The sequence below is a fragment of the Brachybacterium vulturis genome, from assembly GCF_043641765.1.
Classification (GTDB): domain Bacteria; phylum Actinomycetota; class Actinomycetes; order Actinomycetales; family Dermabacteraceae; genus Brachybacterium; species Brachybacterium vulturis_A.
Genome location: NZ_JBHZRO010000001.1, coordinates 109,798 through 133,306, shown reverse-complemented (window position 1 = coordinate 133,306; position 23,509 = coordinate 109,798). Strand labels below are relative to the sequence as shown.

The 23,509-nt window shown below is 72.2% G+C and carries 21 protein-coding genes; 5 read left to right on the top strand and 16 right to left on the bottom strand.

Annotated features, from left to right (window positions below):
- Positions 1–195: 195 nt before the first annotated feature.
- The 3 genes from ACHUEU_RS00600 (at position 196) to pdxH (ending at position 1,861) form a co-directional block, all read left to right on the top strand.
- Positions 196–702 carry a hypothetical protein gene (locus tag ACHUEU_RS00600; protein ID WP_394213929.1) on the top strand — a complete coding sequence of 169 codons (507 nt, stop codon included), beginning with the start codon at positions 196–198 and terminating at the stop codon, positions 700–702.
- Entirely contained in the window at positions 699–1,049 is a 351-nt protein-coding gene (locus ACHUEU_RS00595) for a transcriptional regulator (protein ID WP_394213928.1), read from the top strand. The genes ACHUEU_RS00600 and ACHUEU_RS00595 overlap by 4 nt, the downstream gene beginning before the upstream one ends.
- 101 nt (positions 1,050–1,150) lie before the next feature.
- On the top strand, positions 1,151–1,861 hold the full coding sequence (pdxH, locus tag ACHUEU_RS00590; RefSeq protein WP_394213927.1) for a pyridoxamine 5'-phosphate oxidase: 711 nt from the start codon (positions 1,151–1,153) through the stop codon (positions 1,859–1,861).
- Between the two features lie 25 nt (positions 1,862–1,886).
- On the opposite strand, the gene ACHUEU_RS00585 is transcribed toward pdxH, so the two are convergent.
- The 3 genes from ACHUEU_RS00585 to ACHUEU_RS00575 form a co-directional block, all read right to left on the bottom strand.
- Positions 1,887–2,771 carry a glycoside hydrolase family 25 protein gene (locus ACHUEU_RS00585; RefSeq protein ID WP_394213926.1) on the bottom strand — a complete coding sequence of 295 codons (885 nt, stop codon included), beginning with the start codon at positions 2,769–2,771 and terminating at the stop codon, positions 1,887–1,889.
- A 134-nt stretch (positions 2,772–2,905) separates the two neighbouring features.
- Entirely contained in the window at positions 2,906–3,643 is a 738-nt protein-coding gene (locus ACHUEU_RS00580) for a glutamine amidotransferase (protein ID WP_394213925.1), read from the bottom strand.
- Positions 3,644–3,742: 99 nt separating this feature from the next.
- Positions 3,743–5,419 carry an HNH endonuclease gene (locus ACHUEU_RS00575; RefSeq protein WP_394213924.1) on the bottom strand — a complete coding sequence of 559 codons (1,677 nt, stop codon included), beginning with the start codon at positions 5,417–5,419 and terminating at the stop codon, positions 3,743–3,745.
- 136 nt (positions 5,420–5,555) lie between these two features.
- Between ACHUEU_RS00575 and ACHUEU_RS00570 the strand changes: the two genes are divergently transcribed.
- Complete coding sequence (locus tag ACHUEU_RS00570; RefSeq protein ID WP_394213923.1) at positions 5,556–6,047, top strand: glutathione peroxidase; 492 nt, start codon at positions 5,556–5,558, stop codon at positions 6,045–6,047.
- An 8-nt stretch (positions 6,048–6,055) separates the two neighbouring features.
- On the opposite strand, the gene ACHUEU_RS00565 is transcribed toward ACHUEU_RS00570, so the two are convergent.
- The 13 genes from ACHUEU_RS00565 to ACHUEU_RS00505 all read right to left on the bottom strand — a co-directional run bounded on the left by ACHUEU_RS00565 (position 6,056) and on the right by ACHUEU_RS00505 (position 22,519).
- Positions 6,056–7,861 carry a serine hydrolase domain-containing protein gene (locus tag ACHUEU_RS00565; protein WP_394213922.1) on the bottom strand — a complete coding sequence of 602 codons (1,806 nt, stop codon included), beginning with the start codon at positions 7,859–7,861 and terminating at the stop codon, positions 6,056–6,058.
- Between the two features lie 114 nt (positions 7,862–7,975).
- Positions 7,976–8,491 carry a hypothetical protein gene (locus ACHUEU_RS00560; protein ID WP_394213921.1) on the bottom strand — a complete coding sequence of 172 codons (516 nt, stop codon included), beginning with the start codon at positions 8,489–8,491 and terminating at the stop codon, positions 7,976–7,978.
- Positions 8,492–8,556: 65 nt separating this feature from the next.
- Positions 8,557–10,731, bottom strand: a complete 2,175-nt coding sequence (locus ACHUEU_RS00555) for a dipeptidyl-peptidase 5 (RefSeq protein WP_394213920.1) — start codon at positions 10,729–10,731, stop codon at positions 8,557–8,559.
- Between the two features lie 120 nt (positions 10,732–10,851).
- Entirely contained in the window at positions 10,852–11,247 is a 396-nt protein-coding gene (locus tag ACHUEU_RS00550) for a cation:proton antiporter (RefSeq protein ID WP_394213919.1), read from the bottom strand.
- On the bottom strand, positions 11,244–11,504 hold the full coding sequence (locus ACHUEU_RS00545; protein WP_394213918.1) for a monovalent cation/H+ antiporter complex subunit F: 261 nt from the start codon (positions 11,502–11,504) through the stop codon (positions 11,244–11,246). The genes ACHUEU_RS00550 and ACHUEU_RS00545 overlap by 4 nt, the downstream gene beginning before the upstream one ends.
- Complete coding sequence (locus ACHUEU_RS00540) at positions 11,501–11,998, bottom strand: Na+/H+ antiporter subunit E (RefSeq protein ID WP_394213917.1); 498 nt, start codon at positions 11,996–11,998, stop codon at positions 11,501–11,503. The genes ACHUEU_RS00545 and ACHUEU_RS00540 overlap by 4 nt, the downstream gene beginning before the upstream one ends.
- The gene (locus ACHUEU_RS00535; protein ID WP_394213916.1) at positions 11,998–13,536 is read right to left on the bottom strand and encodes a proton-conducting transporter transmembrane domain-containing protein; all 1,539 of its coding nucleotides are present in this window, start codon (positions 13,534–13,536) and stop codon (positions 11,998–12,000) included. Before ACHUEU_RS00535 ends, ACHUEU_RS00540 begins: the two co-directional genes overlap by 1 nt.
- Positions 13,533–13,865 carry a sodium:proton antiporter gene (locus ACHUEU_RS00530; protein ID WP_394213915.1) on the bottom strand — a complete coding sequence of 111 codons (333 nt, stop codon included), beginning with the start codon at positions 13,863–13,865 and terminating at the stop codon, positions 13,533–13,535. The genes ACHUEU_RS00535 and ACHUEU_RS00530 overlap by 4 nt, the downstream gene beginning before the upstream one ends.
- The gene (locus ACHUEU_RS00525) at positions 13,862–16,987 is read right to left on the bottom strand and encodes a DUF4040 family protein (protein ID WP_394213914.1); all 3,126 of its coding nucleotides are present in this window, start codon (positions 16,985–16,987) and stop codon (positions 13,862–13,864) included. The genes ACHUEU_RS00530 and ACHUEU_RS00525 overlap by 4 nt, the downstream gene beginning before the upstream one ends.
- A gap of 181 nt (positions 16,988–17,168) precedes the next feature.
- Positions 17,169–17,579 (bottom strand): universal stress protein, encoded by a 411-nt coding sequence (locus tag ACHUEU_RS00520; protein ID WP_394213913.1) that lies wholly within the window; start codon positions 17,577–17,579, stop codon positions 17,169–17,171.
- Positions 17,580–17,629: 50 nt separating this feature from the next.
- A complete protein-coding gene (locus tag ACHUEU_RS00515; RefSeq protein ID WP_394213912.1) occupies positions 17,630–19,081 on the bottom strand; it encodes an APC family permease in 1,452 nt (483 codons plus the stop codon).
- Between the two features lie 138 nt (positions 19,082–19,219).
- The gene (locus tag ACHUEU_RS00510) at positions 19,220–20,797 is read right to left on the bottom strand and encodes an LssY C-terminal domain-containing protein (protein ID WP_394213911.1); all 1,578 of its coding nucleotides are present in this window, start codon (positions 20,795–20,797) and stop codon (positions 19,220–19,222) included.
- 87 nt (positions 20,798–20,884) lie between these two features.
- Complete coding sequence (locus ACHUEU_RS00505; RefSeq protein WP_394213910.1) at positions 20,885–22,519, bottom strand: DHA2 family efflux MFS transporter permease subunit; 1,635 nt, start codon at positions 22,517–22,519, stop codon at positions 20,885–20,887.
- A 113-nt stretch (positions 22,520–22,632) separates the two neighbouring features.
- Between ACHUEU_RS00505 and ACHUEU_RS00500 the strand changes: the two genes are divergently transcribed.
- On the top strand, positions 22,633–23,481 hold the full coding sequence (locus ACHUEU_RS00500; protein WP_394213909.1) for an aldo/keto reductase: 849 nt from the start codon (positions 22,633–22,635) through the stop codon (positions 23,479–23,481).
- The last annotated feature ends 28 nt before the right edge of the window (positions 23,482–23,509 follow it).

Sequence of the window (23,509 nt, the reverse complement as noted above, 5' to 3'; positions counted from 1 at the left end):
GCGGCCAGGATCCCAGCACGCTGCAGCTGCCGGCACCGCCCGCGGAGCCGGTCCGGTGCCCGGCGGAGCGTCCGGACAGGTGGGCTCCGCTCTCGACCAGGCTGCGGGCCTCCGGCGCACATCGTCGTGGGCGTCACCATCTCCTCCCCACCGGATCACTTGCCAGGCCGTGACGCCCCCAATAGACTTTTCGCCATGGAAACCAACTCGTCGGGCAGGCTCGGCGCCGCTGCGCCACCGCCCACCTCCGAGGAGGCGCAAGCTGCGCTGAACGCCCTGGACGCCGGCGCCTCGAAACTCGCCGAACGGCTGGTCTCGCCATGGTGGTATCACCTCATCCTCGGCGGTCTGGTGGCGGCGGCGATCGGCGCCCAGTCCCTGCCGAAGGTCGCCTCGATCACCGTGATCGTGCTGGTCGTCCTCTGGATCCCCTTCCTGATGGGGTCCTACACCAGCCGCTACAGGGTTTCCATGACCCGGCCCGCGGGCCCGCGCAGCCGGCGCATGCTGCTGCTGATACTGGCGGTGCTGACGCTGCTGATGAGCTCCGGCGTGCTGCTGAAGATCGTCTCGCTCCCGCAGTGGTGGGTGCCGCTGCCCGCCGCCGTCGGCTTCGTCGCTACCGTGATGCTGGGGCGGAAGTACGACGCAGTGCTGCGCTCCGAGGTCGCCCACCCCATCCGCCCCTCCGAGCCGCGATGAGCGGGCCCTCCTCCCCGCGCGCAGGGGCAGAGCCCGCCCCGGCGTTCCACGAGCTCATCCACGCCCCGGTGCGGCTGCGGATCTGCGGTCTGCTGCGCCCGGTGGACGAGGTCGAGTTCGCGGTGCTGCGCGACACCCTGGCGCTGAAGGACGCGAACCTCTCGAAGCACCTCAGGCTGCTGGCCGATGCCGGCGTGGTGACGCTGCGCAAGGAGTTCTCCCCGGCCCGGAACGATGCCCGGCGGTTGACCTGGGTCTCGCTCACCGCCGCCGGACGCACGGCGCTCTCCGCGCACCTGGCCGCACTGCGCGTGATCGCCGAGGGCGATCCGAGGCTGCCCGGCTGATCGCTCGGCCGGGCTGCCCTGCCCCAGCTGCCCGGCACCTGACCCCTCGCCCGGGCCGGAACCTGCTGCACAGGCCCGGGCGGGGCCCTAGGATCGGCGCTATGACGAGGACGTCCCCCTTCCCGATCGACGGCGCCGCCGCTTCCGTGCGGCGGCTGGCCGGTGAGCGCACCGACTATCTCGCCGGGTCGCTGCCGGATGACGCCCCGGTGGACCCGCTGGCACTGTTCGACATCTGGCTGGCGGAGGCCTTCGCCCATCGGGACGCGCACGCGGACCTGCCCGAACCGTCGGCCGTGGTGCTCTCCACGGTCGCGATCGACGCCGACGGCGCCGCTCGGCCCCGCTCCCGCACCGTGCTGCTGAAGAACCATGACCAGGACGGTTTCGTGGTCTTCACGAATCTGGACTCGGACAAGGGCCGCGAGGTCCGGACCACGCCACGGGCGGCGCTGCTGCTGCCCTGGTACCCGCTGCAGCGCCAGGTGCGGATCGAGGGGACGGTCGAACCCGTCTCCGCTGCGGAGTCCGACGCCTACTGGGGGCAGCGTCCGCGCGGCTCCCAGCTGGGGGCCTGGGCCTCCCACCAGTCCCGCCCCATCGCCTCGCGCGAGTCACTGGAGGCGCAGTATGCGGAGGTCGAGACACGGTTCCAGGATGCTCCGGTGGCGCGCCCCCCGTTCTGGGGCGGGCTGCGGGTGCGGCCGGAGTCGCTGGAGTTCTGGCAGGGGCGCCCGCATCGGTTCCACGACCGGATCCTCTACACGGTGCGCGCCGGCGCCGGCTGGGAGCGGCACCGGCTGCAGCCCTGAGGCGCGCAGCGGTGCGGCACTGCCCTCACCCCACCTCGTCAGCATGCACGAGCGCGCCCTCGCCCTCGGGGATGGTGGCGTGCTCGCGCAGCGTCTCGATCCGGGCCACGTCGATGTCGACCGGGCCGTCGATCCCGGCGACGGTGCCGTCGAAGCGCAGCTGCCACACCGCCCAGTCCTCCTGGGCCGGTCGGTTCCCGGCGGCGAAGAGCCAGTCCGGGCGGGAGTCGGTGACCGGCAGGCCGTATCGGCGTCGCCACTCGGAGGAGGAGTAGATGACCAGGCGACGCCCCCAGGCCTCCTCCACCACGGCGGTGAAGGCGTCGATCTCGGCCTGGACCGCGCTCGCCCCGGGCAGCTCCTCGCAGGCGCCGTCGAACTCGAGATCCAGCGCTGGTGGCAGGGCGGAATCGTCCGGCGGTGCTGCCGCCAGGAAGTCCTCGGCCTGCTCCGTGCCGGAGGAGCAGAGGGTGAAGTAGTGGTAGGCCCCGGGCGTGATGCCGGCGGCGCGGGCCCCGTCCCAGTTCCTGCGGAAGTGCGTATCGGTGAAACCGGCGCCCTCGGTGGCCTTGACGTACGCGAAGCCGACTCCGTCCGCGCTGACCTGCCCCCAGTCGATGTCCTGCTGGTGGCTGGAGACGTCGACGCCCATCACCTCGCCGGGCATGAGCCGGGCCCCGTCGGGCAGGTTCGCGAGCACCGCGGCGTCGGCCGAGGAGAGGGCCACCGACATCGCCGCGTCATCGGCCTGGAAAGGCTCCGGATCACTGAGCGCCTGCCCGTCGGCCCCGCCGCGCAGCGCACCGATCACCGTGGCGGTGCAGCCGCCGACCACCAGCAGCAGCACGAGGGCGAACGCGCCCACGACGAGCTGGCGTCGACGGACCTGCTCAGGTGTGAATCGGGGCACGCTGGGACGGTACCCGAGCCGGCGGCGCCGACGGGGGACGCCGTGCCGGGCACGGGTGAACAGCCGTCCACGTCAGCAGTGCCGCACCGCGACGGTCCGCCGACCGCTCGGCGCCGGCCGGTGGGCCCGCCGCGTCAGCGGGCGAACAGGGTCGCGAAGGCGCGCAGCAGGCGGGGCGGATGGTCGGCGTTCTCCCCGCGCAGGGCTGCGAAGACGTCCTCCATCTCGTCGGGCGAGAAGTAGCCGTGGTCGCGATAGGCACGGGCGCGCTCGATGATCGAGGGGATGTCCAGCTCGGGATGGAACTGGGTCGCGTACTGCCGGGCGCCCACGCGGAACATCTGCACCGGCGAGGTCCTCCCGGAGGCGAGGACCGTGGCATGCGCCGGCAGGGTGTTGACCGCCTCCTTGTGCCCGACCAGCCCGGTGAAGGTCTCCGGCAGCCCCGCCTCCCGGATCAGCGGGTCCTGCTGTCCGGCCTCGGTGAGCGTGACCTCCACGGCACCGAGCGGCTCTCCGTGGACCTTGTCGATCAGGGCGCCCTGGTGGGTGCCGAGGGTGCCGATGCCGTAGCAGGCACCGAGGAAGGGGATGTCGTCGGCGATCACCTGGTCGAGGACCCGGAAGATCTCCGTCTCGGCCCGGAGCTGCGCCGCGGACTTGGTCCGGACCGCATCGGAGACCGTGAAGGGGCTGCCGCACAGGATGATCCCGGAGATCTCCTCGGCCCCCAGCTCGGGGAACGGGTCGCGGTCCAGGCGCGCCCAGAGCAGCTCGTCCTCCGCGAGTCCGGTGAAGTCGAGCACGGCGGCGCGTTCGGTGAGGGCGACATCGTCCTCGGGGCGGGTGGCGATCTGCACGAACGGTTTCACGAGGGTGATGCTAACGGCCCCGGCCGGGAGGTTCCGCCCGTCGTCTGCTCAGGCGGCCGTATATCGGCGATCCGCACTACGACGTGCTGCAGCACGTGCTCAATGATCCGGCTCGTCTGCGGAATCGGCCCGGTCCCTTCGCCGACCGGATGGCCGAACTCGCCGGGCTCGACCCGCATCGGGTGCGTCGCTGTCCCTCTCCTCACCGGTCGGGGCCGCTTCGACTCGCGCCTGAGGCGTCGTGGCCCCGACGACCACCCCCGGTTCGGCTGCGGGGTCCTCGGCAGGCGGTGCAGCGGGCGCGCGCTCGCGCTCAGGCCGCCGCGGCCAGCGCAGCGGGGTCGGGGTGGTGATCCGGCTGACGCCGGAGTGACCGGTCCATTCGACGCGGTGACCGGACCCGTCCGGGCCATCGACCCGCGCCACGTTCGCGGCGCTGGTCTCCTTCTTGTTGCAGTGCGCACACAGTCCCTGCCCGTTGTCCACGCTGGTGGGGCCGCCGCGGGAGACCGGCTCGATGTGGTCGCTCTGCCGGATGGCGGCGTTGCAGTGCGGTCCGCGGCAGGTGGTGTCGCGCCAGGTGAGGAACCGTCGCAGGGCGGGCGGGAAAGCGCGAGCGGTCGAGTCCATCGCGACCAGCTCATCGGAGGTCGGGTGGGCATAGAGTCGGCGGAGCTCGGCGCGGACGGCAGGACCGTCGGGGCCGTAGGGGTCATCGGCCGGGTCGGCGGGCTCGGCGGTCGCGGCCCGCAGCTGTGCCCGTACCGCCTCGGCGGGCACGGCCCCGTACCCCTCGAGGTGGGCGGTGTCCCCGGCATCGGGCCGGAACAGGGCGCGGTCGGTGATGATCAGACCGATGTCGAGGGTTCCGGGGTCCGCGCCCTCGTCGCGCCCGAGCAGGGTGTCGGTGAAGGCGTCGGCCATGAGGGCGCCGTGGCCCTCCCGTGCCCCCTCGGCGCGGCGCCGTTCGGCCGCGAGCGAGAAGCGTTTGTGGATCCGGGCGGCATCGATCGCGGAGAGCCGGGCGGACAGCGTGGCCATGCCGTGCTGGCCGGGTCGCATCGTCACATGACGCTCCGTGAGCGCGCGGCGGTGGCGGAGGGCGGCTCCCTCGGGGTCGAGCTCGCCCGCGATGGTCGCCACCGCGTCCGCGAAGCGACGGGTGCCCGCACCGTCGAGCTCCGGCAGCCGTTCAGCGAGCCGGCGATCCACCTCGCGCGCGAGATCCGGGGCGAGCCCGGAGGCGGCGCCGGCCACGGTATAGGCGACATCACTGCTGATCTTCCCCGTGCGCAGCGCATCCAGCATCCGCGGCAGCACCTCGATGAGCCGCTGCGCGGAGGCCAGAGTGCGACCGGCCATGTGCGGTGAGCGGCGGGTGATGAGCGAGAGGTCGTCCTTCGTCGCACCGTCGGCCTCGTCATGGACGGTGGTCTGCGACGGGTCCGCACCGGTCTCGTGCGCCGCCCGGTCCCGGGCCTCGACGTGCCGGTCGCGGCGGGTGATGTCCCGCAGCGCGATCACCGAGCGCGCCTCGAGCGCATCCATCGCGGAGGCGCAGGCCTGGAGATTGCCCAGCAGGTCCGTGACCTCGCCTCGGGCCCTGCCCGCGATCTCGAACGCCTCCCCGGGGTCCCCTGCGATCTCCTGCAGGAGATGGGCCAGATCCCCGAGCGCCGCGGCGAGCGCGGCGGGTCCCTGTGCCCGCAGGCCGTCCAGGAGCGCCTGAGCGGAGAACTCTCCCTCCGGGCCGGCAGCGTGCGGTGAGCTGGTCATGGCTCCATCGTTCTCGCAGGTGGGAGTCCAGGGAAGGGAGCATGCAGAAATGTGGATCGAGCAGTGCTGGGGAGGAACGGTCGGCGCTCGCAGACCACGCAGGCCCCACCCCGCCGCAGGGACCACAATGGGAGCCATGACGACTCTCGCCGACTTCACCGCCACCACCATCACCGGCCAGGATCAGCCGCTCGCGGACCACCTGGGCTCTGTGGTGCTGGTGGTCAACACCGCCAGCAAGTGCGGGCTCACGCCGCAGTACGCGGGCCTGCAGACGCTGCACGAGCGCTTCGGCGACCAGGGGCTGACGGTGCTCGGCTTCCCCTGCGACCAGTTCATGCACCAGGAGCCCGGCACCGAGGCGGAGATCTCCGAGTTCTGCCAGGTGAACTACGGCGTCACCTTCTCGATGTTCTCGAAGGTGGAGGTCAACGGCCAGGACGCCCACCCGCTGTTCCAGTGGCTCACCGGCGCGCACGGCGATCAGGTCCCGGCCGGCGACATCGAGTGGAACTTCGCGAAGTTCCTGCTCGGCCCCGACGGCACGGTGCAGCGCCGGTACGCGCCGGCCACCGAGCCGGCGGACCTCGCCGACGACATCGGGGCGCTGCTGGCCGAGCGGGGCTGAGCCGGCTCTCAGTCGCCGCGCACCCAGCCCTCGGCGAGGATCTCCCGACGGTCATCGGAACGGTCCGAGTCGAACAGCTCGTGGCCCGCATCGAGCACGCGCAGCCGCCCCACCCAGGCACCGAGCCCGCGCGTGGAACGGTCCGTTCTCAGGCGCAGGCGGATCTGCACCTCGCCGACCAGCGGCGTGCCGCCGTCGGTGAGCGTGAACGTGGTGTCCCACGCCGCGCGGCGTCCCCAGCCGGTGATCTGCCCGTCCGGCACCTCGACCGACTCCTCGTGCGTCGCCTCGAGGCGGCCGGGGAGCGGCAGCCAGGTCCCTCCCTGGTCCGCTGAGGCCTCGACGGTGAGGATGTCGTAGGCGGTCTCGAGGTGGGCGAACAGGTCCACGCGCAGTTCTGCGGCGCTCGACTCGAGATCCACCGCGAGGCTCAGCGTCGCACTGCTCGCATCCGCATCGCCCGCATGCCAGCCCCCGCGGATCTTCTCCGGGACCACCCCGAGAGCGTGGGCGACGCAGGTGGAGACCTCGCGGCGGGTGACGGAGGTGCTGGACCACTCCCGGGTGGGGTGCACGGAGTTGGTCAGCAGGATGACGATGGTGTCGGTGAGCGGGTCGATCACCAGTGAGGTGCCGGTGAAACCGGTGTGCACCCCGCTGTAGGGGCTGGTCAGACCGGCGTGGTAGTACCAGGCCGCGAGCTCCGGACCCAGGCCGCGACGAGCGCCGCCCACCCCGGTCACCTCGGCGATGCGGTCGGTGAACATGCCCTGCACGGTGCCGGCCTGAAGGATCCGCGCCTCGCCGTAGCGGCCGCCGCCCAGGAACATCTGGGCGAGGACCGCCAGGTCCCGGGCCGTGGAGAACACCCCCGCATGCCCGGCGACCCCGCCGAGCGAGTACGCGTTCTCGTCGTGGACATGGCCGTGCACAAGGTACCCGTGGTGGTCCAGGTGCTCGGTCGCGGCGATCCGGTCCCTCAGCTCCGCGGGCGGGTTGTACATCGTCTCGGTCATCCCCAGCGGGGCGGTGATGTGCTCGCGCACGTAGTCGTCCAGCCCTGTCCCGGAGAGCTTCTCGACGATCAGGCCCAGCGTGATCAGTCCCAGGTCGCTGTAGGTGTACATCGAGCCGGGCGAGGTCCGCAGGGGCGCGGTGAGCACCGCCTCGATCCGGGAGGGGACGTCCGGACGCGCGGAGTAGAGATCGATCCAGGCCGGCAGACCGCTGACGTGGGTGAGCAGCTGCTGGACGGTGACCTCGCTCTTCCCGTTCTCGGCGAATCGCGGCAGATGGTCGGCGACCCGGTCCTCGAGTCCCAGCAGCCCCTGCTCGAGGTGCTGCATCACGGCGGTCGCGGTGAAGATCTTCGAGATCGAGGCGAGGTCGTAGATCGTCTCGCTGCTGGCGGGGATCCTCTCCCCCTCCGGCAGCTCGGTGGTGGCGTCCTGCCACCGCAGCGCGTACCCGTCGGCGTGCTCATAGGCGATCCCCGCCCGGGAGGCGACCAGCAGGGACGCTCCCGCGAAGCGGGGCGGATCGTGCTCGAGGCCGTCGCGGATGATGCCCGGCAGCTGCTCCAGCACCTCGGCGTCGAGGCCGACGGCGCCCGGGCGCGCGTCCCGCAGGGTCTTCCCCGAGCCCTTGCGATCCCAGGGGTGGCGGTGGGGCTCGCCTCGGCTCCGGTCCGGGGCCGGATCGTCCTCATGCCCTCCCGAGCCTCCCTTCGCATCAGCGGCGGGGAGGCCGACGACGCCCGCGGCGGCGAGAGCGCCGGCGGTCAGTCCGGTCCGACGGGACATGCGGTGGTCCATGGGGCTCCTTCGCGTCCGGCGGCGCCCGGCCGGGCCCGGGACGGGGACTGCCGGCACACCGCCGACCAATCTCATCAGGACGGCCCGCAGTGGCAAGCGTCACAGCGGGGAGCGTCAGCGCTGATCGAGCGCGTACCCCGCCCGCGCCCGGCGCACCTCACGGATACCCAGCCCCAGGATCACGATGCCGGCCACGGACACGCCCCACTGGACCAGCTGGGCCAGGGTCGCCAGGACGGAGAGGACGCTGTCGAAGGTGCCGGAGAGCATCGAACCGTCCACGGAGAACGAGAAGAACAGTCCCGTCAGCGCCACGGCCAGCAGCAGGCTCGCGCCGATCCGCAGCTTCCCGTCGCCCTTGATCACCACGATGATCCCGAGGATCGCGGCGGCCAGCTTCAGGCCGAGGGTGACCGCGATGACCGCGAAGCTCAGGAGCATCACCACGATGAGCCGGACCACGAAGTCCTGACCATCCAGCAGCTCCCGGCCCCACTCCGCGTCCTCGAAGAACCCGATCTCGGCCAGGACGGTCACCAGCGCGATGCCCACCACCGCCATCAGGACCGTCAGCAGCGAGATGATCGCCAGCGCGATCGCGGGCCGCAACGGCTGCCTCTGGGCAGGCACCTGCCTCATCGTGCTCGTCATCGTCTCCCCTCCCCGATCCGGTGCGTCCCCCGGATCACCATGGTTCAGTCCCGCTGCAGCTCGAGCACCGGGACGCACGCCGGGCTGAAGCCCAGCACCTGCCCGTAGAACGACAGCGAGGCCTCGGCGGCCCGGATGATGCTCTCCGCCTTGCGGAAGCCGTGCTGCTCCCCCTCGAACAGCAGGTAGGCGTGCGGGATGCCCTTGGCGGCGAGCGCGTCGCGGAACAGCTCGGACTGGCTGGGCGGGACGATCCGGTCCTCGTCGCCCTGGAGCAGCAGCACCGGGACCTCGAGCTCGTCGACATGGCTGAGCGGGGCGCGCTCGACATACAGGTCGCGCCGCTGGGGGTAGGGGCCCACCAGGCCGTCGAGGTAGCGGGACTCGAAATCGTGGGTGTCGCTGCGGAACGTCTCGAGCTCGGCGACCCCGAAGCTGGAGACGCCCGCGGCGAAGGTGTCGGTGCGGGTCAGGCAGGCGAGCGTGGTCCAGCCGCCGGCGCTGCCGCCCTCGATCGCGAGCCGGTTCCCGTCCGCGATGCCCTCGGCGACCAGGTGCTCCATCACAGCGACGGTGTCCTGCACGTCGACCACGCCCCACTGCCCGCGCAGACGGTTGCGGTAGGCGCGGCCGTAGCCGGAGGAGCCGCCGTAGTTCACCACCACCACGCCGAGGCCGCGGGAGGTGTAGTAGGCGACCGGCAGCGAGAGCACGGGCGAGACATGGGCGGTGGGTCCGCCGTGGACCTGCGCGATGAACGGCGGCAGTTCCCCCTCCCGGCCCGCGAGACCCTGCTGGCGGGGACGGTGCACGATCGCGTGGACGACGCCGCCGTCCGGCAGCGGCACCTCGATGCTCTCGCCCTCGGGCAGCAGCCCCGGATCCGGGGCGTCGCTGCGCGAGGAGCGCAGCAGGGTCAGCGGTGACAGCGTCGGGGCCGACGGGACGGTGGCGGCATCGGCTCCGGGGGCGGCGGCCGACGCATCGTCCGCACCGACCGCCGGCACCGCGTCATCCCCGAGGTCGAGACGCGCGAGATGGATCGCCGCGAACTGCGTGGGCGAGGCGCCGGCGAGCACCAGCAGACCGTCCTCGCGCCGGTGGGCGGCGCTGATGTCCGTGAGCGGGCAGTCCAGCGGAGCGAGCTGCCCGGTGCTGATCCGCAGCAGGGACAGCGAGGTCGCGGCACGGCCGTGCTGCACCAGCGCCCGGTCGGGATCCAGCACCTGGTACCAGCTGCTGCCCAGCGCCCACATCGGGGCGGCGAACTCCTGGTCCAGCGCGAGGACCTGGTGCGCACCCCCGCCGGCCGACCAGACCCAGGGATTCCACCAGCCGGAGGCGTCGGAGACGAACATGAGGCGCTGGTCGTCGAGCCATTCGGGCTGCAGCACCGACTCGTCCTCGCCGCCGGCGATGATCTCGCCCTGCCCGACGCTGCCGCTCATCAGCGGCGCGACGTGCAGCTGCGTGCTGTCCCAGGGCATCTGCGGGTGCTCCCAGCTGAGCCAGGCCACCTGCGTGCCATCGGGGCTGAGCCGCGGGTGCGCGACGAAGCGGGCCGAGGGGGTGACCCGGCGCAGGGCGGCGGGATCCTCGGCGGCCGAGCCGTCCAGCGGCACCGCGGCCACGTACCGCTCGATATGCGGTGCGCCGTCGGCCCCGGTGCGGGGCCCGTCCTCGCCGCCGGTGTGGTCCTCGCAGATCCACCACACCTCGGCGGTGCCGTCGGCGAGGGTGACCGGGGTGGGGTCGGCCCAGCGCAGGGAGGGGCCGTGCGCGGCCTCGACCTCGCGGCCGATGGGAGTCAGTGGGAGCGGCTGCTCCCCCTCGCGCAGGGCGAAGACGCGCTGGTCCTCGAAGTTCACGAAGACGACCAGCGGTGGCCGACCGGTCGCCTCGTCCGCGGTCCCGGGCACGACCATCCAGCTGGCTCCGCCGTACTCGTGCACGCGGGAACGGGCGTTGTAGGGGGCGGGCAGCACGGTGACCGGTTCGGCGGCGTCCGCACCGTCGGCCGCATCGCCACCGGCTCCCGGCACGGCGACCGGACCGGCGGTGCGGAGGATCGCCTGGCGTCCCCCCTCGGTGGAGATGCCCTCCGTCCACCACACGGCCTGACCGACCGGGCGCGGGGCACCGAGCCGGATGCCGCCCGTCGCGAGCAGCTCGGCGGTCAGGGGCGAGGGCCAGGAACCGTACGGCAGTGTCGTCACCATGGGGACAGGGTATGCACTGGGGGCGCTCCGCGGGTCGCGGACCCCGAGAGCCGAACCCGGCACGGCGCGGCGCGGGCGCACCAGGACCGCCCCGCCGCCGGGGGCTCGGTCATCAGGCCGTCAGCGGTCCTCGCTGTGGGGCGTCTGCTCCCCCTCGCCCGGTGCCCGCCCGAGGTCCTGCGGGGCGGTCCGCGGATCGACCGGGTTCCCCGAGGAGTACGCGGCGCGGGAGAGGACGTTCGAGGCCACCGACGAGACGATGACCAGCGCGACGACGGTGATGGCCGTCTTCAGCAGCAGATCGAGTGCGAACCCGTCGGTGCGGGCGTGCTGCAGGAACGCACCGACCACGATCATCGGCAGGCCCAGGCCCGTCGCCGGGGAGAGCACATTGATCCGGGACAGCGCGTCCCGGGCATGGAACATCGACAGGGCCGCGGTGAGCATCCAGAACCCGCCCCCGAGCAGGAGCACGGAGATCAGCACCGTCAGCGCGACGTCGAGCACGGCCATCATCGACGCCCCCTGGTGAGGATCCGAGCGAGCGCCACGGTGGCGAGGATCCCGAGCACCGAGGCGATCAGCGCCGCGTCCACCGCGGCCGCCGACTCCTTGAACAGACCCACCAGGACGATCACCCCGATGGCGGAGAAGAAGACGAGGTCGCCGACGACCGCGCGACTGGCCGGATCGGGCGCGGTCGCGATCCGGAACAAGCCCACCAGGATCGTCGCCGCCAGCAGCACGACGGTCATCCACAGCACGACGCTCATCGCTCCTCCTCCGGCTCTGCGGGGCGCGGCGGCCCGGGTGACCTGCGCGCATCTCGTCCGTCGTCCTCCCGGACGTGACGGGCCCTGCGACCGTCGACGTAGCGCACGTCGACGACTCCGCTGCGGGGCGGCCGGCGGGCCGCGTCCGCCCCCTTCGGCCCTCGCGTGGCGCGCAGCAGTCGGTTCTCCATCTCGGTGAGGTCGGCGACGACCTGCTCACGGGACTCGGCGAACAGCGCGTGCACGAACAGGCTGGGCCCTTCCTCCAGGGTGCCGTGGGCGGTGCCGACCACGAGGGTGCCGGGGGTGATCGTGATCGAGGAGGCCATGGCGACGATCTCGACGTCGGTCGTGCCCCGCAGCGGGTACTCCACGATCGCGGGCGAGCTGAGGGTGCGGCGGCTGTAGACGCCGCGGGCGACGTCGAGGGATCCCTTGATGATCTCCCCGAGCATCCACAGCACGTAGCTGATCGAGTACCACAGGCGCTGCATCAGCCCTTCACCGCTTCCACATAGGCGTCGACGTCGAGCAGCCCGGCCGCGGCGGCGTCGAAGAACGGCAGCACCAGTCCGATGCCCAGGAACATCGCCAGCGACAGCGCCATCATCGACGCGCCCGGCAGCGCGAGCCGCCACGGTACCCGCACCTCCGCCGGCAGCGTCACCTCGGCGCCGCGTCCGGTCCGTGCGTCATCGGGCCGGTAGGTGGTCATGTCCTCGCCCCAGGCGACCCCGCGCCACAGCCGCTGCAGTCCCAGCAGGGATCCCACGGACGCGGCCAGCACCGCGATGATCGCGGCCCAGCCGAGGACGACGTCGCCGGTCGGGATCTGCTCGGCGGAGGCTCCGAGCAGCCCGATCTTGCCCCACAGGCCGGACGTCGGCGGCAGCCCCACGAGGCTGAACAGGCCCAGGGCGAGGATCGCGATGACCCACGGATCGCGCCGGGCCAGCCCGGAGAGGTGCTCGAGGCGGCCGGATCCGTAGGTGTGCTCGATCGCGCCCGTGGTCAGCAGCAGGGCCGACATCGTCACCACATGGTGGACCAGGTAGAGCAGACCCGCCGTGAGCGAGAGCTGGGTCAGCAGCACCAGCCCCAGCAGGATGTGGCCGACGCCGGCCACCATCTGGTGCCCCATCGCGGTGCGCAGGCGGGAGGAGGCGGCGGTGGAGAACGCACCGAGGAGGATGGTCGCGATCACCAGCACCGCGAACACCGCGAGGAACGGCATGCCCTCGGAGAAGGTCACCGAGACGATGCGGAACATCGCGTACAGCGCCACCTTGGTGTGCAGGGCGGAGAACAGGCCCATGATCCCGGCCGAGGTCGCCGGGTAGGCGCGCGGCAGCCAGGAGTGCACCGGCACCATGCCGCCCTTGACCGCGAGGGCCAGCAGCACCACGGCGAGCGCGGCCGCGGTCCGGGGATCCTCGCTGCCCGCCCCGGCCAGCTCGGCGAGGTTCACGGTGCCCGCGGTCCCGTACACGAAGCCCACACCGATCACGAGGATCGTCGAGGTGAGCAGATTGACCAGGACGAACAGCCGGCCGATGCCGAGCCGGCGCCAGCTGCCGGTCACCGCGATCAGCGCGTAGGAGGGCATCAGCATGACCTCGACCCACACGAACAGGTTGAACAGGTCGCCGGTGAGCAGGGCGCCGTTGACGCCGGCGGTCAGCAGCAGCACCAGCGGGGGCACGAAGCGGAAGCGGGACTCGCCCGTCAGCAGCAGGAACACGCTCGCCGCAAGCGTGGACAGGGCCGTGACCAGCAGCATCACCGCACTGGCCGAGTCGGAGACGAAGGGGATCGCCAGGACGTCGGAGAACCCTCCCACCGCATGGGAGATCACCGGCACCGACCGGTGGAACAGCAGCAGCCACAGGGCTGCGCCCCCGAGCAGCACGGGGACCCCGAGCAGCAGCACGTGCTCGACCACGGCCCGCCGGACGAGCACCAGCAGCGCGGCCCCCAGCAGGGGGACCACGACGAACAGCGGCAGCAGTGCGGGATCGACGACAGGGATCATTGGTCTCGGGGCTCCCCGGTCCTCGGGTGCTGGGACATGTCGTCGTCTCGCCCGATGACGGCCAGGGTCAGCATGAAGATGGTGACCGCCATGGTGATGACGATGGCCGTCAGGACGAAGGCCTGCGGCAGCGGGTCCGCCATCTCGGCGCGCGCCGAGACATCGGTGAGCGGTTCGGCGCGCCATCCGGGGACTCCGGCCGCCAGCAGCACGAAGTTCGCCGCATGGCTGAGCAGCGTGATGCCGAAGACGGCGCGCACCATGTTGCGCTGGAGCAGGAGGTAGACACCGCCGGTCACGAGGACGGCCACGGTCAGGCTGAGGATCATCGGCGGCCCGCCTCCTTCGGCTCGATGCCGGAGTCGAGGTGCGCGGTGGCCACCCCGACCCGGCGGCGGCGGGGGGCGGGTTCCCCGCGGGTGGTCTCCAGCGGTCCGGGGAGCTCGCCCTCGACCGTCTCGTCGGTGCGCTCACGGGTGCCCTCCCCGGGCGGCGTGTCGTCGGTCGCGCTGACCCCCAGCAGGTTCACGGCGATCATCACCAGGCCCAGCACGGCCAGGTAGACGCCGAGGTCGAAGATCATCGCGGAGGTGAGCGCCACGCCGAGCACCTCGCCGTGCAGCGGCTCGAGGAAGCCGCTGCGCAGGAAGCCCAGGAACCCGGCGCCGAGCGCGGTGGCGACGCCTCCGCCGATGAGGGTCAGCGGCAGCCGCGGCGGGCCGATCTGTCGGTCCTGCGAGGTGGACAGATACAGCAGGGCCACGATCGCGGCACCGACCAGCGCGGCGATGAAACCGCCTCCCGGGGCGTTGTGCCCGCGCAGGAACAGCACGGCCGAGATGATCACGAGGATCGGGGCGGTGACCCGCACCATGAGCTGCAGGGCCGCCGCATTGCCCCAGGCGGAGCGGATCGCGCGGTGCGCCGAGGTCCCCTCCTCGCGCAGGGCCGGGGTGTGCGCCTCCTCGGCCGCCTCCTCGGCGTCCACGATGTCCGAGGCGTCCGCGGGGTCGATGAACCGGTGGCGCACGCTGGAGATCAGCGCGACGATCGCGACCCCGGCCATCCCCAGCACGGACAGCTCGCCGAGGGTGTCCAGGGCACGGAACTCCACCAGGATCACGTTGACGATGTTGTGCCCGCCGGTGATCTCCTCGGCGTGCGCGATGTAGTACTCCGCGACGTCGCTGCGGCCGCGCCGGCCCATGAACAGGAACATCCCGGCGCCGCTGGCGAGGCCCATCAGCACGGCGACCACGAGGGCGCCGCGCCGCCGGGGCCGTGCGGTGGCGAGGAAGCCCCGCGGCAGCCGCTGCAGCACGAGCATGATGATGATGATCGTCAGCGCTTCTACCAGCAGCTGGGTCAGGGCGACGTCCGGAGCGCCCAGCACCAGGATCTGCACCGTGGCGAGGATGCCGATCGCGGAGAGCGTCACGGCGGCGCCGAGCCGGTCCCGGCGCGTGCACAGGGTGATCACGGCAGCGGTCATCAGCACCAGCAGCACGACGTCGAGCGGCTGGTTCATGCCCTCGGTCAGCGGCGGCAGTCCGCCCCCCAGCACCACCAGGGCGCCGAGGACGAGGGCCGCGAAGGACACCAGGACCGCGCCCAGGTGGCGCATCGGCTCGTCCGAGGCGATCGGTCGCACCAGCACCCGGGCGAGGCGTTCGGCCAGCGCGTCCACCGCGGTCAGGGCGCGGGCCCCGTCGATCGGGAAGGGGTGGGCCTCGAGCAGGGGCAGCAGGCGGCGCCGGCCCAGGGCGATCAGGGTGCCGGCCACGATCACGGCCACCGTGATGCCCAGCTCCGGGGTGAGGCCGTGCCACAGCGCGAGGTGGGGATGGCGCTCCCCGCCGAGGGCCGCCTCCACCGCCCGGCCGACCGGGGTGTCCAGCACGCCGACGAAGAGTGCCAGGGGCAGGCCCGCCAGGATCGGCAGCGCCGCCGGCCACAGCAGCAGCGCCCCGGGGCGGTGCGCATCGGCGGCGCGGACGGTCGCGCCCGTCGCATCGATACCGCCCGGGTCGGTGCCGCCCGGTGCGGTGCCCGCCGGCTCTGCGCCCGCCGCCGCGGCGCCAGCACCGTCCGCGGCGGCGTCCTCCCGCGCCAGCGCCTCCTCGTCACGACCGTCGATGAAGGCGCCCAGCACGATCTTCGCGCAGTAGGCGAAGGTCAGGACGCTGGCACCGGCGATGCCGAGGGCGACCACCCAGCCCGCCCAGGCGCCGCCCTCGACGGACAGGGCACCGGTCAGCAGCGACTCCTTGGAGGCGAAGCCGAGCATCGGCGGCAGCCCCGCCATGGACATGCAGCCCAGCAGGGTGACCACGAAGGAGCCCGGCAGGGCGCGGGCCAGGGCCGGCATCCGGCGCAGCTCCCGGGTGTGGACGGCGTGGTCGATCACCCCGACCATCATGAACAGCCCGGACTTGAACAGGGCGTGGGCGATGGTGTGCAGCACCGCCGCCAGGATCGCGACCTCGGTGCCCACCCCGATCAGGGTGACGATCAGGCCCAGCTGGCTGACCGTCGAATAGGCCATGAGCTTCTTGAGATCGGGCTGCTGCAGGGCCAGGACTCCGCCGACGAAGGCGGTGACGAGCCCGGCGGTGATCAGCAGGACGTTCCAGGCGAGCACGTCGTGGAACGCCGGGCTGAAGCGCAGCAGCAGGAAGATCCCCGCCTTCACGACGGCGGCGGCGTGGAGGTAGGCGGAGACCGGGGTCGCCGCGGCCATGGCGTCCGGCAGCCACACGTGGAAGGGGAACTGCGCGGATTTCGTGCAGGCCGCGAGGGCGACCAGCACCGCGATCAGGGTGGTGAAGGCGGGGTCCGTCGTCCAGACGTCGGCGGCGAGCGCCTCGCTCACCGAGGAGGTGCCCAGGCGCAGCACCATCAGCGCGACCGCGGCCAGCAGCGCGAGACCGCCGAGGAAGGTGATCAGCAGCGTGCGCATCGAGGCCGCCTGCCCCCCGCGGCCGGAGCGGGCGATCAGCAGGAAGGAGGCGATCGAGGTGAGTTCCCAGGCCACGAACAGCAGCACCAGATCGTCGGCCAGGACCAGCACCACCATCGACAGCGTGAACACCGCCATCACCAGCGAGAAGCTGAGCTGACGTCCCGGGTCGAGATAGCGGGCCGAGTACGCGAGCACCACCGCACCGATGACCAGGGCGATCATCGCGAAGACGATGCCGATGCCGTCCGCCTTGAGCGCGACGTCGATGCCCCACTGCCCGGCCCAGGGGACCGAGAACGTGGTCAGCGAGTCATCGCGGGTCCCGCCGAGGACGGCGGCTGCCGCGGGGACCAGCGCCGCCGTGGCCACGAGGTACAGCCCGGCGAGGACCCAGCAGGCGGAGCGGCCGAGGGCCCGGTCCAGGACCGGGGTGAGCGCGACGGTCGCGACCAGGATCAGCAGGGTCCACAGCACTGACACCGTCAGCACCCCGGCCCGAGGCGGTCGGGGGCGTCGCGGCGGGTCATGCCGGGGATTCTAGCGAGTTCTCCCGGCCCTCCCAACTCAGGCCCGCCCCTGCGCGGCGGGGGGGACTCGCGCGCACGCGCGAGTGGAACAAGCCTCCTCGGCCCGTCACGGACCGCTCGGCGCCGGCTCCACGTGGTGGACGTCACCGCGCCGGCGGCACGAAACCCGCGGGCTTGACCAGCACCACCGGCACCGGGGACTCGATCGCGACCCGCTGCGAGGTGGACCCCAGCAGGATCTTCCCGATCGGGGTGCGCCGGCGGATCCCGAGCACCACGAGGCCCACGTCGTCCTGCTCGACGGCATCGAGGATGTCGTCCGCAGGATCATCGCGTCCGGGCACGGTGCGCAGCTCGAACTCGAGACCGGTCTCCGCCAGGCGCTCCTGGAGCGGTCGCTGGTCGGCGACCTCGCGCACCTTGCGCGGATCGGGTGCCCGCTCGGAGGCGAGGACGAGCAGGGAGCTGCCTCGGCGATGCGCCTCCTGCACGGCGAAGTCGAAGGCGGCCTCGCTGGTGGCGCTGGGGACGTAGGCCAGCAGAACGGTGGTCATGATCTCTCCCTCGGGGGCTGGACGGTGGGGCGGGCGCCCGGGTCGCCGGGTCAGCCGAGATCGTCGGGGTGACGGAAGCGGGTGCGCCGGGCCCGCACCGCACTGTTGTAGAACCAGGTGACGACGAACAGCAGCAGGCCGATCCCGAGCAGACCGCCGGCGATCACGTAGTTCTGCAGCGGCTGCGCGATCGGGGTGATCAGGGCGAAGGACGTGATCGCACCGATCACCGGCAGCACCGTCGGGGTGCGGAAGTGCCGCACATCGACGGTGTCCTTGCGCAGCACCAGCACGGAGACGTTCACCAATCCGAACACCGCCAGCAGCAGCAGTGCGGTGGTGCCTCCGAGCGCGGCGATCGTCTCCTCGGCGAGCACGTAGCGCACCGAGAGCACGAGCGCGAAGGCAAGAGCCGTCGAGAAGACGATGCCGGACCACGGGGTGCGGCGGCCGCGCAGGACGCCCTTGAGGAAGCCGGGCAGCACGCCCTGCTTGGCCATGCCGTACAGCAGGCGCGAGGCCATCATCATGTTGATGAGCACGGTGTTGGCCACCGCGAAGATCGAGATGAACGCGAAGATGGTGTCGATGGGGATGGCCGGCGCGCCCACCTTGACCACCTCGAGCAGCGGGGTGGTGGACTCGGTGAGCTGCCCGATCGGCACCACTGCGACCGCGAGCACCGAGATCAGCACGTAGATCACGCCGGTGATCGACAGGCCGCCGATGAGGGCGCGGGGGAAGTTCTTGACCGGGTCCACCGTCTCCTCGGCCATGTTCACGGAGTCCTCGAAGCCGACCATCGAGAAGAACGCGAGCGCGGTCCCGCCGATGACGGCGATGAAGAAGCTCTTGTCGTCCTGGGTCTCGAAGAGGATCACGCGCGAGAGGTCCGCCTGGCCGCGCCCGAGAGCGTAGAAGCCGACCACGATCACCAGCGAGAGGCCCGTCAGCTCGATGAACGTGAGCACCACGTTCGCGGTGACGGATTCGGCGACGCCGCGCAGGTTGATCAGCGCCACCAGCAGCAGGAACGCGAGCGCGATACCGGTGGCGACCGGCTGAGCGGCACCGCCCAGCGACTCCTCCAGGGCGAAGGCCTTGAGCACGTTCTCGGAGAGGAAGATCGCGCTGGTCGAGGCCGAGGTGATACCCGAGGAGAGCACCGCGAAGGTGACCATGAAGGTCAGGAAGTGGATGCCGAAGGCCTTGTGCACGTACAGGGCGGCCCCGGCGGCCTGCGGGTACTTGGTGACCATCTCGACGTACGAGAGCGCGGACACCATCGCGATGGCGAAGGCGACGATGATCGGGATCCAGCCCGCACCGCCGACCTCGCCGGCGACCTTGCCGGTCAGCGAGTAGACGCCGGTGCCCAGGATGTCGCCGACGATGAACAGCAGCAGCAGCTTGGGGGTGATCGCCTGCTTCAGCGCCGGCTGGTCATCGCCCGAGGCCCCCGGGTCGGCAGCGGCGGATGCTGGAGCGGGTGAGTCGCTCATGGGGTCCTCCCAGAGAAGGGGCGGGAACGCGCCGGCGGCGGCGACGAGGCCGCTGGCCGGGCCACCGGCGCGAGAACTCGGCGCGACGGTGAGGGCACTCTACCCCCGGTGACCCCCCTCACAGAGACGGGCGGGACGTCATGTCCTGCTCGTCGGGTGCGCGCTCGGGACCGGCGTCGACGTCGGCTCCGCGGCGGCCTCGGCGCTGCGGAGGTCCAGTCGCAGGGTCTGCACCCATTGGCGGGAGGCGTCGGAGCTGATCGCCATCACGCCGAGCGCGGAGGCTCCCGCGCCCACCAGCAGCGAATGCGCGACGTCGCCGGACATGGAGGTGGCGAGTGCGAGCGCGGCGAAGGCGTCGATGGTGAACAGCGCCATCAGGGCGATCCGCGACCACCGGCTGCGGCGCAGCACCCCGACCTGCAGCAGGAGCAGCGCCACCGCGAAGGCCGTCGCCCCGAGCATCCCGTCGCCGGTCGAGAGCACCAGCGCGGCGTCCGGGTTCAGGGCCGCGAGGTCCACCCCGAGCAGCCGGGCGCTCCACTGCGCGATCACCAGGGCGGCCTGCACCATCACCAGCACCCCGGTGAAGACCACCGTGGGCGGCGGCAGGTGGTGGTCCGCGGCGCGCGCGATGAGCTGGTGGACGTCGTCGACCGTGTCCTGCCACTGGACGGTCAGCTCCTCGGCGAGGTCGGCGGGCGAGGCCGGGGTGCGGCTGCGCCGGGCGGCCGCCAGCGTCGCCCGGGCACGGGACTTCATCACCGAGGTCCCCGTCGGCCGGTGCCGGGGGAGCATCAGCGCAGTGGCGCCGTCGGAGCGGGAGCTCGCCCCGGCCACATCGAGCACCGGCAGATCGCCGTCGGTGCGGATGCGGTCGCCCTGGCCGTTGCGATGGTGATAGGAGGTGGAGAACTCCCTGATCACCTCCGCCTCGATCTGCGGATCGACGAAACGGACGGTGTCGATCACGAAGTCGCGCTCGGCGTCGATGTTCTCGTCGATCCGATGGGTGATCTGCAGGGTGAAGAAGGAGAAGCCGACGGCGCGGTCGTAGGTCCCCGCGGCCAGCCAGTCCGCCCGATACCCGCCCGGCAGCACGAAATCGGGCGGCACCCGCCAGAACCGCACATGGTGGCGCTTGGTGGTCGTGCCCCCGACCTCCTGCTGGTAGGTGAAGTCGTGGCGGCGGCCCATCAGGTAGAGGTTCGAGACGGGTGCCGCCGGGTAGGAGCGGCGCAGCAGGGTCGAGCGCACCATCGCCCACGCCGAGGCGAGGGTCCGCTCCTCCGCGAGCACCCAGCCGGCCCGGCGCATCGTGACGTGCAGATCGCGTTCGGAGCCGTCGAAGGCGAGGTTGATCGGGTCCGAGAGCACGCCCTCGGTGGTGCGGGTGCGACCGAAGAAGTAGTCCGGCAGGTAGATCCACGTCATCAGCTGGTGCAGGCGCGGCAGGGTGATGTAGGTCAGCAGCACCCAGAAGCCCAGCAGGTACAGCAGCCGGATCGGGGTGAGCGAGAACCCCTCGACCAGGTACAGCAGGGCGAGCCAGATCGAGACCACCACGCCTGCGGCGATGAACAGGGTGTCCAGCAGGGAGTAGAGCTCGAACCGCGGCCCCGGCGCGGTGCGTCCGCGCACGTGGTCGTAGGCGGGCGGCTCCTGCGGGACGGGACGGCGCAGCGGCACCAGGTGGCCCTCGCGCGTCGGCGTCACCTCGCACGCTCCGGGCTCGGCACTGTCATGCGGCAATCGTAGGGGCCGTCGCTCCCGGTCCGGTCACCGATCCGGCGGGCCACCTGCTCAGCGCCGAGCCGCCCGCCACACCGCGAGCGCGCCGAGCAGCCCCAGCAGCAGGAACCCGGCGGAGCCCACCATGGCCAGGCGGGCGCCGTCGGCGAAGACGGTGCCGAGCTGGTCGAGGGTGCCCGGGGCCGCATGCTGGGCTCGCAGCTGCGGGAGGATCGAGCCGGCAGAGTCGGTCAGCGCCGGTCCGTACCGGGCCGCCTCCCCGGTGAGGGTGTCGCTGCGGGCCGCGAGCCCGGCGGCGAGCATGGCCCCGGAGATGGCGGTGCCCAGAGCCGTGCCCAGCTGGCGGACCGTGGACTGGGTGGCCGAGCCCTGCCCCGACTGCTCCTGCGGCACGGGGGCGAGCACGGTGGAGGTCAGCTGTGCGGAGGCGAGGCCGAGACCCAGTCCGTAGACGACGAGGACCGCCACGAGCAGGGCCAGGGGGGTGTCCGGGCCGAGGAGCGCGGCGAGCACGCCGACCCCGAGCACCTCCAGACCGAGCCCCACCAGCACCGTGCCCGGGGCACCGATCGCCCCGGCCAGGTGCCGGGCGGCGGTGCCGGAGAGGAAGGCACCCCCGGCCATCGCGGCGAGCACCAGACCCGCCTGGAGCGTGCCCAGGGCCAGGACGTTCACCAGGTACAGGGGCAGCACGAACAGCAGTGCGAACTCCCCGACGGCGACGGTGCCGGCAGTGATGTTGCCCCAGGCGAAGGCGGGCAGCCGGAACAGCGTCAGGTCCAGCAGCACCTCGCGACCGGCCGCCGCGCGGCGCCGCTCGACCAGCAGGAAGGCCGCCAGCGCGGCGATGCCGACCAGCAGCAGCACGGGGACCGGGGAGAGCGGGCCGGGGCCGTGGAGGGTGTGCGATCCGAGCACCAGCGGGGCCTGCTCCGTGAACCAGCCCAGCGTGGTCGCCTCGATGATCGCGAACACCAGGGAGCCGAGGGCCAGCGCGCTGAGCAGGGTGCCGAGCACGTCGAGATCACGCCGACCGCCGGTCACCCGCGGCGCATCCCGGGTCTCCCCCACCCACGCCAGGGTGCCGGCGAGGACCAGAATCCCGATCGGCACGTTGACCAGGAAGATCCACGGCCAGGAGAACGAGCTGGTCAGCCAGCCTCCGAGCAGCGGGCCGAGGGCGGCGGCGCCGGCCATCACCGCACCCCACACCCCGAAGGCCGCAGCGCGCTCCGCTCCGCGGAAGGTCGCGTTGACGGTGGAGAGGGTGGAGGGCAGGATCAGCGCGCCGCCGACGCCCTGCAGCAGGCGGGCCCCGATCAGGGAGCCCGCTCCCGCGGCCAGCGCCGCGAGCACCGAGGCGACCACGAACAGCGCGACGCCGGCCAGGAACAGCCGACGCCGTCCGATGCGGTCCCCGACCCGCCCGCTGACCAGCAGCAGCGCGGAGAGGACCACGGCATAGCTGGTGGAGACCCACTGAGCATCGGTGAGGTCGAGGCCGAGGTCGGCGATAATCGTGGGCAGCGAGACCGCAACGATCGAGCCATCGATGACGATCAGGGCGAGACCGGTCGCCAGGACGCCGAGCGCCTTCCACCGGCGGGGGTCGGTGGAGGGATCGCTCGGGGTCGAGGGGGCGGCCGGGGTCGTCGCTCCGCCGCGCGAGGGGCGCGAGGTCTTCATGACCACATTTTATGACATCGCGTCACCATCCGCATCCGTCGCACCGGGGGAGATCGCATTCGGTCGGGTCCCGGGCCTAGGGTGGCGGTGTCCCCCAGTCAGGAAGGTCCTCCATGTCCTCCGCATCATCCGCAGTTCCGCACCTGTCGTTCTCCGACGGTCGCACCATCCCCCAGCTCGGCTACGGCGTCTTCAAGGTCGCGGACGAGGTCGCCGCCGACGTCACCGCCCAGGCCCTCGAGGCCGGCTACCGCCATATCGACACCGCGACGATCTACGGCAACGAGGAGGGCGTGGGCCGTGCGATCACGGCCTCCGGGATCGCCCGCGAGGACCTCTTCGTCACCACCAAGCTGTGGAACGACGCCCACCGCTTCGAGGACGCGATCGCCGCCTGCGAGGCCTCCCTCGCACGGCTCGGCCTGGAGTACGTGGATCTGTACCTGGTGCACTGGGCGGTGCCCGGCCAGGGTCAGTACGTCGAGGCCTGGAAGGCCCTGATCGAGCTGCAGAAGCGCGGTCTGGTCCGCACGATCGGCGTCTCCAACCACCCGACGGCGCAGCTCGAGGAGATCATCGAGGCCACCGGCGTGGTCCCCGCGATCCACCAGATCGAGCTGCACCCCTACTTCCAGCAGCGTGAGCTGCGCGAGGTCCACGAGCGGCACGGGATCCTCACCGAGGCCTGGGGCCCGCTGGGCCAGGGCAAGTCCGACCTGCTGGAGAACACCGTGGTCACCGGCATCGCCGAGGCGCATGGCGCGAGCCCCGCCCAGGTGGTGCTGGCCTGGCACCTCGCCCACGGCATCGTCACCATCCCGAAGTCCGTGACGCCCTCACGGATCGTGGAGAATCTCGCCGCCGCCGAGCTGCGGCTCACCGCCGCGGAGGTCGCGGCGATCGATCAGCTGGACCGCCCCGACGGCCGCGGCGGTGCGGACCCGGCGACCAAGACCGCCTGACCCGGCCGGGCCGCCTCGCGGCTCAGCA